The sequence below is a fragment of the uncultured Granulicatella sp. genome, from assembly GCF_938030755.1.
In the GTDB taxonomy this organism is placed as follows: domain Bacteria; phylum Bacillota; class Bacilli; order Lactobacillales; family Aerococcaceae; genus Granulicatella.
Window position 1 is genome coordinate 1 of sequence record NZ_CALHIF010000043.1, and the last position, 13848, is coordinate 13848.

Sequence of the window (13848 nt, forward strand, 5' to 3'; positions counted from 1 at the left end):
ATCTCATCTTTCTTATAAATCTCTTTACGGTAATGCATGTATGAGCTTGGAATCAATTGAGCCATTGGCATTGTAACAGAAAGTGAGCCCTTCTCATCTTCTGATGCATGAGAAAACAAATAAGGCTCATCTGTTTCTACTGAATACACTACATAAACATCATCTAATAAAAATAGTTTTTCTCGAATCAGTTTATACAATTCTCGTCTTTTATAATTTAATAGTACCTGTTTGGCTTCAAATCGTTTAGCCTCTTCAGCATGCACTCTATAATATAATTGCCAAATCTCCGAAATATCTGAAGCAGTTAATTTTTCACAATCCTCTTTAGTAAGTTTGCCCTCTTGTTCATTCACAAAAGCGATTCCCAGCGCAGCAATATAAGCATTATATCGTTGTTCATCCGGAGCATTTTCCGAATGCAACACTCGCCCCTTATAAATACCAAGTTTAGCCCCATCTTGGACTCTTACCATCACCATTGTGTCTGAAGCTTCTTGTACCTTACCTTCAGGAACCTCAAGTGATAAAACGGTTGTTTTCACAGGCGTTTCCGTTACACAACTCATGTTCGTTACAACAATTTCATCCCCTACTTTGATAGTTCCTTTAACAAAGCCCACTACCATTAAGTCTGAGGGATTGTCATTTCCCTTAAAAAAATTAACAACACCAAGAGTAAAACTCGGATCCTGTTCCTTCTTTACAAATAAAAAATCGAATAATCCCATTCATTTTCCTCCCGTTGCTAATCGCTGATACTTCAATTATAACATAGCTCATTTCGCGAATACAGAGACAAAAAATAAGGACCCACCCTGTGAGTCCTTATGCTTTGTGATTCTTTTTAGTTGGCATCTTTAATTTTATTAAAGATACTTTCCGTAATATAGGCTCCTGCTTCTTCTTTGCCTGTTCCATTGATAATAACATCATGAAGACTCAAGTTGCCGTCCAATTGTTGGATCAATCCTTGCCATTCTTCTCCAAATTCTTTACGAAGTCTCTTCCAATCTGTAAAGAATAGAAGTGCCTTCTCTTTTTCTTTTCCATCTTGCATGGCTAAGTCAAATGTGAATCCTTCTTTAAAGGTGGTATTGCCATTTTCATCCACCTTTGGCAATTCCCCATGTCCTCTCATCGGAACAATAAAGCGCGCTGTTTTCAACGCTTCAGCTAGATGGTGGAAATACATATTGAATAGAATTTCGCGGTCTGGCGTATCTGGTTTGCCTAATTGTCCAAGGAGATGTAACCAGCGGACCACATCTGGATTCGTTACAGGAATATCGATTTCTCTCGTCCCTTCGTAGTTCGGAAACTCGATCAACCCTTCCGCAGCAATCGCCGTTTCTTCTGCCACAAATTGAATTCCTCGAGCTCCATCTAATAAAATAACTTCGCTTAAGAAATTACGGATACCGTCTTTATTCGGTCCATTTTCAATGCGACGTAATTCAAACTCGTCATTATCTTCAAATTTTTCTTTGAGATTTTCTTTATAAGCCGCTGGAATTAAGCGTACTAATGGCGCAGTTGTATAGTAGCTGCCATCTTCTTTTTTCATTGTCTTTGTGAATAAATACGGCTCACCAGTTGAGACAGAATAAACTGCATAAATTTCATCCACTAAGAATAATTTATCACGGGTAATCGTTACTAATTTGTGGATTTTTTCCATATTTTCAGAACGTCTTTCCTCCGTGTCTTCTGCGGCATTAATATTGCAATACCATAAGAAAAGACGCCAAATTTCAGCTACATCCGTTACGGATAAGTACACACGGTCAATATCTGAAATCTCGCCATTTTGAACGCCTACAAAGGATTCGCCGATAGCGTTAATATAGGTTCCGTAAAGTTCATTTTCACTAGTCCCTTCTGAATGCACGACTGAACCTTTATAGAGACCATATTGAGCACCATTTTCAATCCATGCTGCAATTTTTTTATTAGAAGCTTCCATCACGCGACCATGATGGCCATCTTCTAATGCATATACAGCAGATTTTACAGGTTTGTCAGTGTCACTTCCCAATTTTGTAATAATGACCTCATCCCCAACTTTAATCGTTCCTGTGACATACCCTGTAACAACTAAGTCAGGAGAATCCTTCCCTGCGCTAAATACATTTTCTACCCCAAGTACAAAACCTTTCTTAGCGTCCTCAGAAGTTTGGCCCCCTTCAGCTGATTCGGCAGTTTCTTCTGCTTTTACCGCTTCCTCTTTCACTTCTGCTTTTACTGGTTCTTCCTTTTTAATTTCTTCATGTTTTACTTCTTCTTGAACCACTGCTTCTTTCTTTGGTTCTTCTTTTTTACGAGAAAAAAAATCTTTAAATCCCATTGTAAAACCTCCTAATGGTTAATAGTTTTATTATAGCACATTTCATTCATTCTTTACGGCTTTTTCACGACGGCGATGATGTAATGGACGGTTACCGTAGCAAGTGGATGTTCATTACTATAGGCTTTGTCTTCTGGAGTGGCACCCCAGTATAAAGGCGTCATCTCTAGTAAATGGTGATAGGTCGCATCCGTTAAATTCACCGTGTATCGTACCTCTTCAAACGTCACTTGAGGACATTCAGACTGCACGCGTTCTAGAATATCCGCATTCGAATACGTTTGTTTTTCAGGATTGGAACGGTAGAGCTGTTGGCGAAGCTGGGCCAAATAATCGTTGCCTGGAATCACTTTAATAAGCGAGCCTCCTGGAGCCAATACGCGCATAAATTCTTGATAGTTTGACGGCGTTAAAATATTTAGAAGCGTCCCGCAAGATTCATCCGCAAATGGCAGATTCGCCAAGTCCCCTAAGAAGAAAAGCGCTTGGTTTCCAAAATGAACCGATGCTTGATGAATACCTTCTTTAGCGATATCCATTCCGCATAAAGGTGCCTGTACATACTTAGAGATCCACGATAAATGACTGCCTTCCCCACATCCAATATCAACAATAAACTTCTCTTCATTCCCCGAAAGATGCGGTAAGATTGCCTCTAATAAAGGCTCAAAGAATCCACTCTGCGCGAGTTCATAACGGTGCTGGAAAAGTGTTGCATCATAATCCGTATTCGCGTTTTGCTTCATCAGATGTAAGGTGCCTTTTTTCGAAATATTAAATCGGTGCCCCTTCTTGCAAACCACACTATGATTTTCGGAAGAAACCATCGCATCATGGCAATAAGGACATCGAAATGCTTGTAAATATTGGTTCATAAATTGCTCGGCCCAATCGATTTTCTTAATGGCCGCAGTTGGTGTTTCCTGTTTTGTCATTCGACACACTCTTTCTAATTTTCTCCATTTCAGTATAGCACATTCCGTTACCCCCTGCTGTAATCGTGAAACAAGATAAAACAGTCTGTTTTGAGTTTTTTCAGGAGAGTGCTACAATTAATTTACGAAATGAAAACGAAAAAATCTGAGGAGAGGGAGAAATTAAATGTCACAAAAAATTCCAGTTACTATCGTCAGCGGCTTCCTTGGCGCTGGGAAAACGACTTTAATCAACAAAGTTCTAAAAGAAAAACACGGCGAACATATCGCTGTTGTCATTAACGAATTCGGCGAAATCGGTGTAGACCATCAATTCGTGCTTGACGTTGAAGAAGAAATCTATCAAATGGATAACGGCTGCCTCTGCTGTACGCTTCGTACAGACATTGCCGATATGTTGAAATCGATCTTAATGGTCAAAGAACAAAACGGTATTCGCGTGGATCGCGTATTGTTTGAAACAACAGGTCTTGCGGATCCTGCTCCAATCGCACAAACCTTTATTAACGTACCCTTCTTAAACGAGCACTTTATCCTAGATGCAGTATTAACGGTTGTGGATGCTAAAAACTTCCTATACCAAACAACGCATCAACCTGAACCAGCAAAACAAGTTGGGTTCGCAGATAAGATTTTCATGTCAAAACATAGCTTAGTAGACGAAACGATTTACGCTAAAGTGGTAAATGAAGTTCGTAGCATCAATGCCTTTGCGGAAATCCAAGACCTTGACGCACGTCCTGTTCATATGAGTGACATGTTCGGACTAGAATTATTCTACGCATCTGAGAAGAAAATTTTAGAAATGCAAGAACACGCCGAAGAAGAATATTGCGAAGAATGTGGCCATACACATGCTCACGGTGACCACGATCACGAGCATCACCATCACGACCATGAACATGATCATGATCACGAACAACATCATCACCATAGTCATAGCCACCATAGCGGTATTAACTCATTCGTTATCGAGACTGAAAAACCATTAGTCCTCGCAAACATTAACGAATGGTTGAACGAGCTTGTCTATATTTACGGACCAGAATTATACCGCTACAAAGGAATCTTGAACGTGGAAGGATTAGATTACCAAATCATCTTCCAAGGAGTTCAAATGAGCTTTGATATCTCTAGAGGTCGCGATTGGAAAGATACGAAACGCGGCTCAACATTGGTCTTCATCGGAAAGAACCTTCCAGAAAACCAATTACGCGAAAGCTTTATTAAATGTACTGAAAAATAAATCAAACGAAAAGGCCGTCCTGCTTGGACGACCTTTTCCTTTTAATAGAATATTCTACGATAAACCACCCGTCAAAGAATCCCATTATAATCACCTTGTATCATACACAAAAAAGGCCAAGACTCCTCTTAACCTTCTTCGTTTACCGTTTTATTTTCCAAGTTCATCTAATAGTTCTTGGTGTTTTTGGCGCCAATCTACCTTCTCTTCTTCGGTAATTTCACGAAGAACGCGGCATGGATTGCCAACCACAATCACATTACTTGGAATGTCTTTTGTCACCACAGAGCCAGACCCGATGACCGTATTATCGCCAATCGTCACTCCTGGATTCACCGTCACATTGGCCCCAAGCCATACACTATTGCCAATCGTAATCGGCATGCCAAATTCAGGACCCGCATTGCGCGTTTTTGCATCGGTTGGATGTCCTGGCGTCACAAGCGATACATGCGGACCGAACATGCAGTTGTCCCCAATCGTAATCGGTGCTACATCTAATAATGTACAGTCAAAATTCGCATAGAAGCCTTCCCCAATCGTTGTATGCACTCCGTAGTCCACATAGACGGGTTGCTCCATGTAAATCTTCTCGCCTGTTTTTCCAAATAACTGTTTTAATAACGTGCGTCTTCCTTCGAAATCATCGAAGTCCAAACGATTGTATTGTTGCGCTAGTTTTTTTCCTTTAATTGATAAATCTCTTAGCCCTTCTGTGAGAGACGGAATATATAAGTCTCCTGTGAGCATGCGTTCTTTCATGGTTTTCATTCTGTCTCCGCCGTTTCTGCATACGTCTTTGCTTGAACGATTCGCTTTTCAAGTTCTAACAAGTCAATAAAGCGTGCTTGGCGCGCGAATTCTTTCTCCCCAACCATCAAGAGAACGGCCGGTACAGTTAACACTTCATAGCGGCTGGCCACTTCTGGATGAAGCGTGGCATCAATTTCTTCTACTGGAATCTTATACTCTTTGGCAAGTTCCTTTACTCGTGGTTTAATCGCATGACACACCCCACATGTTGGCATGGATATATATATGATTTTTACAGTTTCCATTTTCTCACCTCACTTCTATCATACCCGATAGCTCAAGAATTCTTGCAAACTTTGCTCATGAGCCTTTTTTAGTAGAAAACACTTAACAAACCGCGTCTTGATTGTGTATAATGGAGGAGTTAAGTTCAGATGAAAATCAGAAAGTGAGTGAAACAATGGGACGTAAATGGGCAAATATTGTCGAAAAGAAAACAAAATTAGATGCAAATAACAGTAAAATCTACGCTAAATTCGGGATTGAAATCTATGTAGCTGCAAAACAAGGGGAACCCGATCCTCATTCCAACCAAAAATTAAAATTCGTTATTGACCGTGCGAAAACTTATAATGTACCACGTCATATCATCGAACGTGCGATTGAAAAAGCAAAAGGTGGCGGCGATGGCGACTACCAAGAACTCCGTTACGAAGGTTTCGGACCAAACGGCTCTATGATTATCGTAGATGCCTTAACAAATAACGTAAACCGTACAGCAGCTGACGTACGTGCCGCTTACAGCAAAAACGGCGGGAACATGGGTGCGCCAGGTTCTGTAACTTACTTATTTGATCACACAGCAATCTTCGGTATCGCAAACAAAGATGCTGATGAATTATTAGAACAATTAATGGAAGCAGAAGTGGATGTACGTGACGTTGTCCAAGAAGACGACCAAGCGATTGTTTACGCTGAACCAAACGACTTCCACACAGTTCGTAAAGCGCTAGAAGACTTAGGAATTACAGAATTCACAGTAAGTGATATCGAAATGATTCCTCAATCAGAAGTGACACTTGAAGGCGATGACTTACGTTTATTCGAACGTATGATTAACGCTCTTGAAGACAACGAAGACGTTCAAAAAGTGTACCACAACGTAAACTTAGAAGACTAATAGTAGAAAAAGCAAAATGTAACATTGATATGCCTCCTCTAAAGTAGACACTAAAAAAGTAAACTACTTTAGAGGAGGCATATCACATATAAGTTATATTTTGCTTTTTTGCTTCCGTTCAATTTGAGAACCAAGTCTCATCAGATATTTAATCTTGCAGGTCTCCTCACTCAGGAAGCACCTCATTAACTTTTCAGCAAAACGGACAAAACAGGACACGAAAAGCTCCATGGATTCTATAGTAGGAACAATAGCGTGTGCATTCAATGTGAATTACTGCCGCTTGGGAATTTATTTCCTAGCGGCAGTTTGAAGCTTGAAAGGAATTGAGACGTAAGGCTCAATCCGGTGCGGCTATTGTCACTACTATGAAGATATCCATAGGAGCTTATAGTGTCCTGTTTTTTGTCCGTCCTATTTATTTTGCACATACTGCTCTAGTCGGTAGCTTCCTGCTGTGAGGAAGACACCTGCCATCGCAAGAATAACCCAGACTGCTGGGAAGATGGTTTGAAGGTCAATCGCCTTGTACAACCAGTAAATTGGGCTGATATAAGATACGATACTGAACCAACTTCCTCCTATCAAATCTCCAAGCGCCGCTGGCATCCCAAATCCCGCCATTATCACTACAAACAAAATTCCAAATGTCGTTGCATGTCCTGGCATTTTGAAAATTCTAAAGAAAAATAAGTTTAGGCAGAGACTGTAAATAATCGTTACAGCTAATAGACTCGTGAACACACCCCAGTTTATTTCTGGAACCAAACCAGAAAGGTGCATTAATGCCATGAGTGCCATATTTGCGGCAAAGATAAAGACAAAGTATGCCAATAAGAACGAGAGCATGATTTCCATATTCGAACGTGGAGATACAACCGAGCGTTTCAATACATAACTCTTCTTAAAGTTAATCCAGTCGGAAGAAATCACTGCCGCATTCATGATGACATAAAGCAGAAGCATGAGCATTACGACTCCGGTTGCTACACTCGTCTTCGTTTCTTCGCTGACCACCACCATTTGATTGTCACCCACAGGTAAAATCTCTTCTTTCGTCAATACACCTACTGCTTGCAGTTTTGCATTCAGCATGACTTCTTTTAGCACCTTCGTCAATTGCGCATCGAGAAGAAAATCTCTTGTCCCACGTTGCGTATTCAAGATGCGAATCGTAGGCACTTGGCCTTCTTTCGCCTTTTGTAAATAATTGGCTGGCACTTGGTAAATAACGTTCATTTCTCCTTTTTTCAAGGCCTCTTTGGCGCTATCTAAGTCGAAATACACATTTTCTTCTCGAATATACGGCGCGATCAATTCTTGGTATTCATCATTTCCCTCTTCAAACACAAAGGCAACCGTTTTTGCGACTGTACTTGGTACTGTGGTATCCGCTGTTCCTTGTGATGCAATCATGATTCCATTGACTAAAGCTGGCATCCCAATCATCATAAAGAGAATCATCGGCATCTTCAATAATCGTTTCAAATGAAAGATTGTCATTCTGATAAGATTCATTGACGTGCCTCCTTTCTCTTCAATGACCAGTTAAAGACTAGCCCTAGGATTAAAATAATAGGGGAAGCAACGGTCACCATCCCTCTCATCGATACCCCATTCATTATCTCGACAAATGGTGTATACACAAATTTTTGAAGTGGATTTCCGCTGAGGAAACTAAAGGTTGAACTGATACGGTCGAGCGGAATTACCCCTGATAAGAACAAATAGATTAAGTTCATAGAAGTCGAAAATGCTGGTAAATTCTTCTCGGTCACGAAATTGCCGATTAAATTTCCAAGTACATTAAAGACTAAACTATAGAAAACGACAAGAGCAATAATGCTACCGAAGTTTCCTCCAAAAGTCGTTGGATCCAGAATCTTCCATAGGCCAATATACACGAATGACAATAGAGTCGTCATTATCATATTCACGGCTAAATCGAGTCTGTCCTTTTCGCAGATGCTAAACGGTAATACGTCCAAGCGTTTACGAAGACCTTTAAGTTCCTTTTGTACTCCAAAACGCATCGCAGTTTCAAGGAATATCATAAATAGAAATCCTAAACCTGTAATTGCATAGTGTTGGTTTGCAGTTACTTGTGACTCTGCTTCCACCTGTTCCGTCACAAAAGCCTCTGATGCAATTTCCTGTTGTAAGGATACAAGCATCCCCGCTGCTTGTTCTGGCGTAATCGATGCATTTTGACTTTCCGCGACTTTATTCATCACGGAACTTGCTTCTAACAATTGTGAAGTGATTGTTTGAAAGAGCGTTTGATAGACCGCCAATGACGTATTCGATGTTCTTCCTAATTTTTCAAGGACAATCGGCGTCGTTTGTGAACGTGTTTGAATCGATTCTGTAAAATCCGAAGGAATCGTCGCAATGATTTTGGCATTTTCTTTCACACTTGTCAGCGCAATTTGTTTTTCCTCCGTAAGCTTCTCAAACAACGCAACCACTTGTTCTCCGTAAGCACCTTTATCTTGATTATCGATATAAATCTTCGTTTCAATCGTTAAATCAGATGGATTGAAGGCACCCTTTGTGGAAAACGCCAAGAAAAACATTAACAGAAATGGCATTAAGACCAGCATCAACAGCGCCGGAAAAGACTTCAGAGAGGATATTAAATTGGCTTTAATATAACGAATGTATCTCATAAGTCCTCCTTAATCACGAAGCGTCTTTCCTGTTAATTGTAAGAACGCCTCTTCTAATGTCGTTTCTTTTACGTTGACGGATTTAATCACGAGTTGTGCCTGTTCGACTTGCTCAATCAATTTCATCATCGAGAAAATCGTTTGGTCAATCGTGAGGGTTATGTCTTGGCCATTAACTGTTACAAATTGAATGCCGTTTTCGCTGTTCTTCAATACTTCATCAAATCCAGCAGGCACGCGATCCAATGTGAGGGACACCGTTTGTGTATGCCCCACGAGTTTTTTCACTTCTTCTTTTGTGCCATACGCCACTTCTTCTCCTAAATCGAGAATGAAGACGCGTTTACACAAGGTTTCGATTTCCTCCATATAATGCGAAGTATAAAGAATCGTTGTCCCTTGTTCGGCAAGAGATTGAATATAGTCGAAGATATGTTGACGCGACTGCGCATCAACCCCAACAGTTGGTTCATCCAAAATCAAAATCGAAGGGTTATGCAACATCGCAACGGCAATATTCAAGCGACGTTTCATCCCGCCAGAGTAGTTTTTCACTTTTTCTTTCTTCTTATCGGTAAGACTGGCCACTTCTAATAACTTCTCAATTTGGCTCTTTAACTCTTGTCCCGCTAAGCCATAGAGTCCTCCGAAGTATTCTAAGTTATCAAATGCATTCAATTCCTCAAGAAGCGCGATATCTTGTGGTACTAAGCCTAATTGTTTTCGAATTTCTACTTTGTCGGTTTTAATCGACTTTCCGTTAATGAAAATCTCACCGCTATCCATCGATTGAATCCCTGTCAGAATATCAATCAATGTACTTTTCCCTGCTCCATTTGGACCAAGTAATCCGAATAGTTCCCCTTCCATAATTTCAAAGGAAACATTTTGTAGGACTTTATGTCGTCCGTAAGATTTAGTTACGTCTTTAATTTCAATCATATGTACACCTCTTTATCGAATAAATGAAAGAATGGCTGTTAATAAACAAAGAACAATCGCTACAATGGCTTCCTCTTTTAAATCTTTCGGAGTCTTCTTGGATTCGTTCATTTGTTTACCCTCCTACTTGTTTGTACCCTTATCATAGCAAACATCCATCGGAGTCTATAGTCCAAAACGTCATCTAGTATCATGACTAAAGTCATGTTTTTACAAAAAATGCCCCGACTCTTTCAGATGTGATACTCCTTAGCGTTTTGTCTGAAAGAATCGGAGCAGTGATACTCATTTTTTTAGTTTATTTTCGTACGCAAAAATTACAAGCTGCGTGCGGTCGCGAAGTTCTAATTTCGAAAGAATCGTACTAATATTATTTTTCACGGTCCCTTCTGAGAGGAAGAGCGTTTGGGCGATTTCCTTATTGCTTAAGCCTTGCGCCACTTGCTGGATGAGTTCCACCTCACGCGGTGTGAGTCCCCATTTCTCCGCATCAAAGGTCGCAGGCTTCTCAACAGTCGTATTCGTCAGTAATGCCTCTGAAATCACCGTATCCATCACGACTTTTCCAGAAAGAGCTACTTTAATCCCATCAAGAATCGCCTCTGGACTGCTGTCTTTTAATAAATACCCCGAAGCGCCATTTTGCACGGCTTCGACGATATATTCGGTATCTTGGAAGGTCGTCACAATCAACACTTTCACCTCCGGAAAGGCCTCTTTAATCAGCTTCGTGCCTTCGATTCCGTTGCTCTCAGGCATGCGAATATCCATCAAGACCACATCTGGTCGGTGCTCCTTGCAGGCTTCAAAGGCCGCGCGTCCACTCTCTGCTAAAGCGAGGACTTCGACATTACCGCTAGCCTCAAGCATGATTTTTAAACCGGTACGGATGAGCATTTCATCGTCGGCAATAATAAGTTTGATTGGGTTTGTCATGGTTCTCCTCGTTTCTATTGTTTTTCTGTATTCGGTAGGATCATTTGCACCGTCACGCCAGGATTTGACGCCTCAATGACAACAGACCCGCCTTCTCCTCTCAGGCGTTCTTGGAGGGATTTAAGTCCGCCTTTTGGAGTTAAATCGCCCGCTCCTGTTCCGTTATCCTTAATCGTTACGACTAATTGCGATGGATTATACATCAATAGCACGGTAATGCGTGTGGCTTGGCCATGTCGCATCGCATTTGTAATCGCCTCTTGCACCCCACGGAAGATGCTGAGTTCCGCCTCACTTGATAGCGTGAACGTTGGCTCATTTTTTCTAAACTGAATATCGATTCCGCTGTTGACTTGTACTTCGTGGAAAAATTCTTCCAGCGCAATATCCAGCTGCTTCCTATCCATTTGTTCTGGTTTCATGTCATGAACGATTTTACGCACTTCTTGCAAGCCCTCAACTGCAAAATCACGCAGTCCTTCGCTCATTTCTTGAATCGACGAGTTTTGTTGCTTGGCCAGTTGTGAAATCGCCCCTAGCTGAATAATAATCGTGGACAGACTGTGGCCCACGGAATCGTGAATCTCACGCGAAATTCGATTTCGTTCTTGCAGCGTGAAGATTTCCTTCATTGTCCCCATTTTATATTGGGCTTGTTGCAAGTCATACCGTTGCTCGCTGAGTTTTTGCTCGGCTTTTTCCAGCTCTTCTTGCAACGCTCTTCGCTCTTCCAAAATATGATTTCCATAAGAGAAGAATAAAAGGAAGAACATGGTCATGACAACTTGAATGCTATCGCCTTTTTGAACGGCTGGAATGATAACGACCGCCCCTAATATGAATTGTAGAATCAATGAATTTCTAAAGGAGAAACGTAAACTCACCTCGAAACAGAGAAGAAGAATCAGGCCTGTAAAAATGGTGTTAAAATACAAACAGAGAAGGACGACCGCGATGCCTTCAATCAGAATATACCACTGATATTTCAATGAATAATAGCCAACTTGCACAAGCGTGATAAAGCCAAAGAAGAAGGCGATGTCTCCTGCGTTCATATTCGGTAGTTGTGACCATTCAAAAAGCGCAAAAAGGATGAAACCATACCGAATAATGAATCTTACCCATTGATCGACTTTCATGATTTCATCCTCCTAAATTACATATTCATTAAAAATAAAAATGCAACAAAATTATTGATAAAGTGCATCGTAATCGATGCAACAATATTATTCTCATAGTAACGATACATTCCTACGATTGGAATTGTTAAAGGAACGTACAGCAAGGCAGACATCCAATTAATGCCACTTCCATCACTAGAAAGGGAATGTAAAAGGATGAATAATACAGCCGAGATGATAGTCAACACATGGATATTCATCGATTTTTTGAAAGACCCAATGATGGCTTCACGAAAGACTAATTCTTCCAAAATAGGTGCCACCACGCAAAGCAATACAAACATCATCACAAGATTGGATTTTGACATCATGGATTCAATTTGCGCTTGATTATCTGAAGTAAATTCCCCTAATAAATTCGACACAATAATCGCGAGTACAATTCGAAGGGCATATCCTATCGCTAAATCACGTATAAAAGGTCGTTTAACAAACTCTTTTGCCGCTTGCGCTATTTTGGTTCTGTAGAGCCAAATTCCAATGACCATCGACAAGACTTGTAATACGACGTACATTTGGGTATCTACCGCATATTTTCCTGAAGATACTTCTATAATAAAGAAACTTGGGAAAAAAATTAAATTCAGAAAATAAACAATCCATAGTAAAACTGCATTCTTTTTCATGATTCACCTCTAGTCATCCGTGAAACGGACTGGTTTTGTATTTTTAATGCTATAGATTTTTTCAATTTGTCCATCTGACCATACGATACCGTGAAGCGCACCTCCAAAAACAGCTCCGCCATCAATCCCGATTTTACCGTCCTGTTGCCATAATTTCATAAAGTTGCCATCTTCGTTCAAGCCACGTAAAGGCGTATGTCCAAAGATAATCGTTTTACCAGTGTTGTTAACTCCTTTATGGAACGGTTCGCGAATCCAGTAAAAATCTTTTGGCTCTGTGTCGTGCCAGTCGTCCAAACGTAAATCTACCCCGGCATGTGCTAAGAGTAAATCTCCTTCATCGATATAGAGTGGACGTTCTCTTAGGAAAGCTATCAGTTCTGGATATTGCGCTTTAATTGCTTCTGCATCTTCGACAGGATTTACCGGCGTATCTTGCGGACGTCCGAGTAAGTCATTAATCGTTGTATCTCCGTTATTTCTTAAGTAATGTGGAAAACGTCCCTCTGGATCATCGATAAACGCAAGAAACATGACTTCATGGTTTCCCATCATATACCAAGCATTTTTTTCTTTGGCATATTTCATCCCTGTAAGGACACTTCGTTTATTGTCGGGACCACGGTCAATCAGGTCTCCCATAAAGACCAGTTGCTGAGTGGTTTCATCCCAGTTTTGAAGCATTTCTTCCATCATGTCAGCCTCACCGTGAATGTCTCCAATAATAAAATACTTTTTCTTCATCTATTCCACCTCAAATAACTATCATACTGTTCATTATAGCAAATAACCCCCTGAATATGAAAGGAGCTTTCCTTTGAAATCAAAGAAAAAGACTAGTAATGAACAATCATTTCTAGTCTTTATAAATTGGCTTGTTTTTTAAGCTACTTGCCGGGATTGAACCGGCGACCTCCACCTTACCAAGGTGACGCTCTACCGACTGAGCTAAAGCAGCATTTTTGGGTAAAAAAAAAGAACTCCGCCAGTAGGACTCGAACCTACGACATCATGATTAACAGTCATGCGCTAC

13 protein-coding genes, 1 tRNA gene and 1 pseudogene are annotated in these 13848 nt (G+C 40.6%); 2 read left to right on the plus strand and 13 right to left on the minus strand.

Annotation, left to right across the window (positions count from 1 at the left end; genetic code table 11):
• The 3 genes and pseudogenes from Q0594_RS04570 to Q0594_RS04580 all read right to left on the minus strand — a co-directional run.
• A pseudogene (locus Q0594_RS04570) lies at positions 1-731 on the minus strand (hypothetical protein); the annotation flags it as partial.
• Positions 732-847: 116 nt separating this feature from the next.
• Positions 848-2347 (minus strand): SseB family protein, encoded by a 1500-nt coding sequence (locus Q0594_RS04575; protein ID WP_298730052.1) that lies wholly within the window; start codon positions 2345-2347, stop codon positions 848-850.
• 53 nt (positions 2348-2400) lie between these two features.
• The gene (locus tag Q0594_RS04580) at positions 2401-3282 is read right to left on the minus strand and encodes a methyltransferase domain-containing protein (RefSeq protein WP_298730054.1); all 882 of its coding nucleotides are present in this window, start codon (positions 3280-3282) and stop codon (positions 2401-2403) included.
• Positions 3283-3448: 166 nt separating this feature from the next.
• Between Q0594_RS04580 and Q0594_RS04585 the strand changes: the two genes are divergently transcribed.
• Positions 3449-4528, plus strand: a complete 1080-nt coding sequence (locus tag Q0594_RS04585; protein WP_298730056.1) for a GTP-binding protein — start codon at positions 3449-3451, stop codon at positions 4526-4528.
• Between the two features lie 150 nt (positions 4529-4678).
• Here Q0594_RS04585 and Q0594_RS04590 read toward each other — a convergent pair whose 3' ends face one another.
• Positions 4679-5299 (minus strand): sugar O-acetyltransferase, encoded by a 621-nt coding sequence (locus Q0594_RS04590; protein WP_298730058.1) that lies wholly within the window; start codon positions 5297-5299, stop codon positions 4679-4681.
• Positions 5296-5586: a thioredoxin family protein gene (locus Q0594_RS04595; RefSeq protein WP_298730061.1), complete on the minus strand. Its 291-nt coding sequence runs from the start codon at positions 5584-5586 to the stop codon at positions 5296-5298. Before Q0594_RS04595 ends, Q0594_RS04590 begins: the two co-directional genes overlap by 4 nt.
• A gap of 155 nt (positions 5587-5741) precedes the next feature.
• On the opposite strand from Q0594_RS04595, the gene Q0594_RS04600 reads away from it, so the two are divergent.
• A complete protein-coding gene (locus Q0594_RS04600; protein ID WP_259949427.1) occupies positions 5742-6461 on the plus strand; it encodes a YebC/PmpR family DNA-binding transcriptional regulator in 720 nt (239 codons plus the stop codon).
• 414 nt (positions 6462-6875) lie between these two features.
• Here Q0594_RS04600 and Q0594_RS04605 read toward each other — a convergent pair whose 3' ends face one another.
• The 8 genes from Q0594_RS04605 to Q0594_RS04640 form a co-directional block, all read right to left on the minus strand.
• Entirely contained in the window at positions 6876-7979 is a 1104-nt protein-coding gene (locus Q0594_RS04605) for an ABC transporter permease (RefSeq protein ID WP_298730063.1), read from the minus strand.
• Entirely contained in the window at positions 7976-9130 is a 1155-nt protein-coding gene (locus tag Q0594_RS04610) for an ABC transporter permease (RefSeq protein ID WP_298730065.1), read from the minus strand. The genes Q0594_RS04605 and Q0594_RS04610 overlap by 4 nt, the downstream gene beginning before the upstream one ends.
• A gap of 9 nt (positions 9131-9139) precedes the next feature.
• Positions 9140-10072 (minus strand): ABC transporter ATP-binding protein, encoded by a 933-nt coding sequence (locus Q0594_RS04615; RefSeq protein ID WP_298730067.1) that lies wholly within the window; start codon positions 10070-10072, stop codon positions 9140-9142.
• 285 nt (positions 10073-10357) lie between these two features.
• Positions 10358-11008, minus strand: a complete 651-nt coding sequence (locus Q0594_RS04620; protein WP_298730069.1) for a response regulator transcription factor — start codon at positions 11006-11008, stop codon at positions 10358-10360.
• 14 nt (positions 11009-11022) lie between these two features.
• Complete coding sequence (locus Q0594_RS04625) at positions 11023-12147, minus strand: sensor histidine kinase (RefSeq protein WP_298730071.1); 1125 nt, start codon at positions 12145-12147, stop codon at positions 11023-11025.
• Between the two features lie 17 nt (positions 12148-12164).
• Positions 12165-12815 (minus strand): type II CAAX endopeptidase family protein, encoded by a 651-nt coding sequence (locus Q0594_RS04630; protein WP_298730072.1) that lies wholly within the window; start codon positions 12813-12815, stop codon positions 12165-12167.
• Between the two features lie 9 nt (positions 12816-12824).
• Entirely contained in the window at positions 12825-13559 is a 735-nt protein-coding gene (locus Q0594_RS04635; protein ID WP_298730074.1) for a metallophosphoesterase family protein, read from the minus strand.
• Between the two features lie 141 nt (positions 13560-13700).
• Positions 13701-13773 (minus strand) — tRNA-Thr (locus tag Q0594_RS04640).
• Positions 13774-13848: the final 75 nt, after the last annotated feature.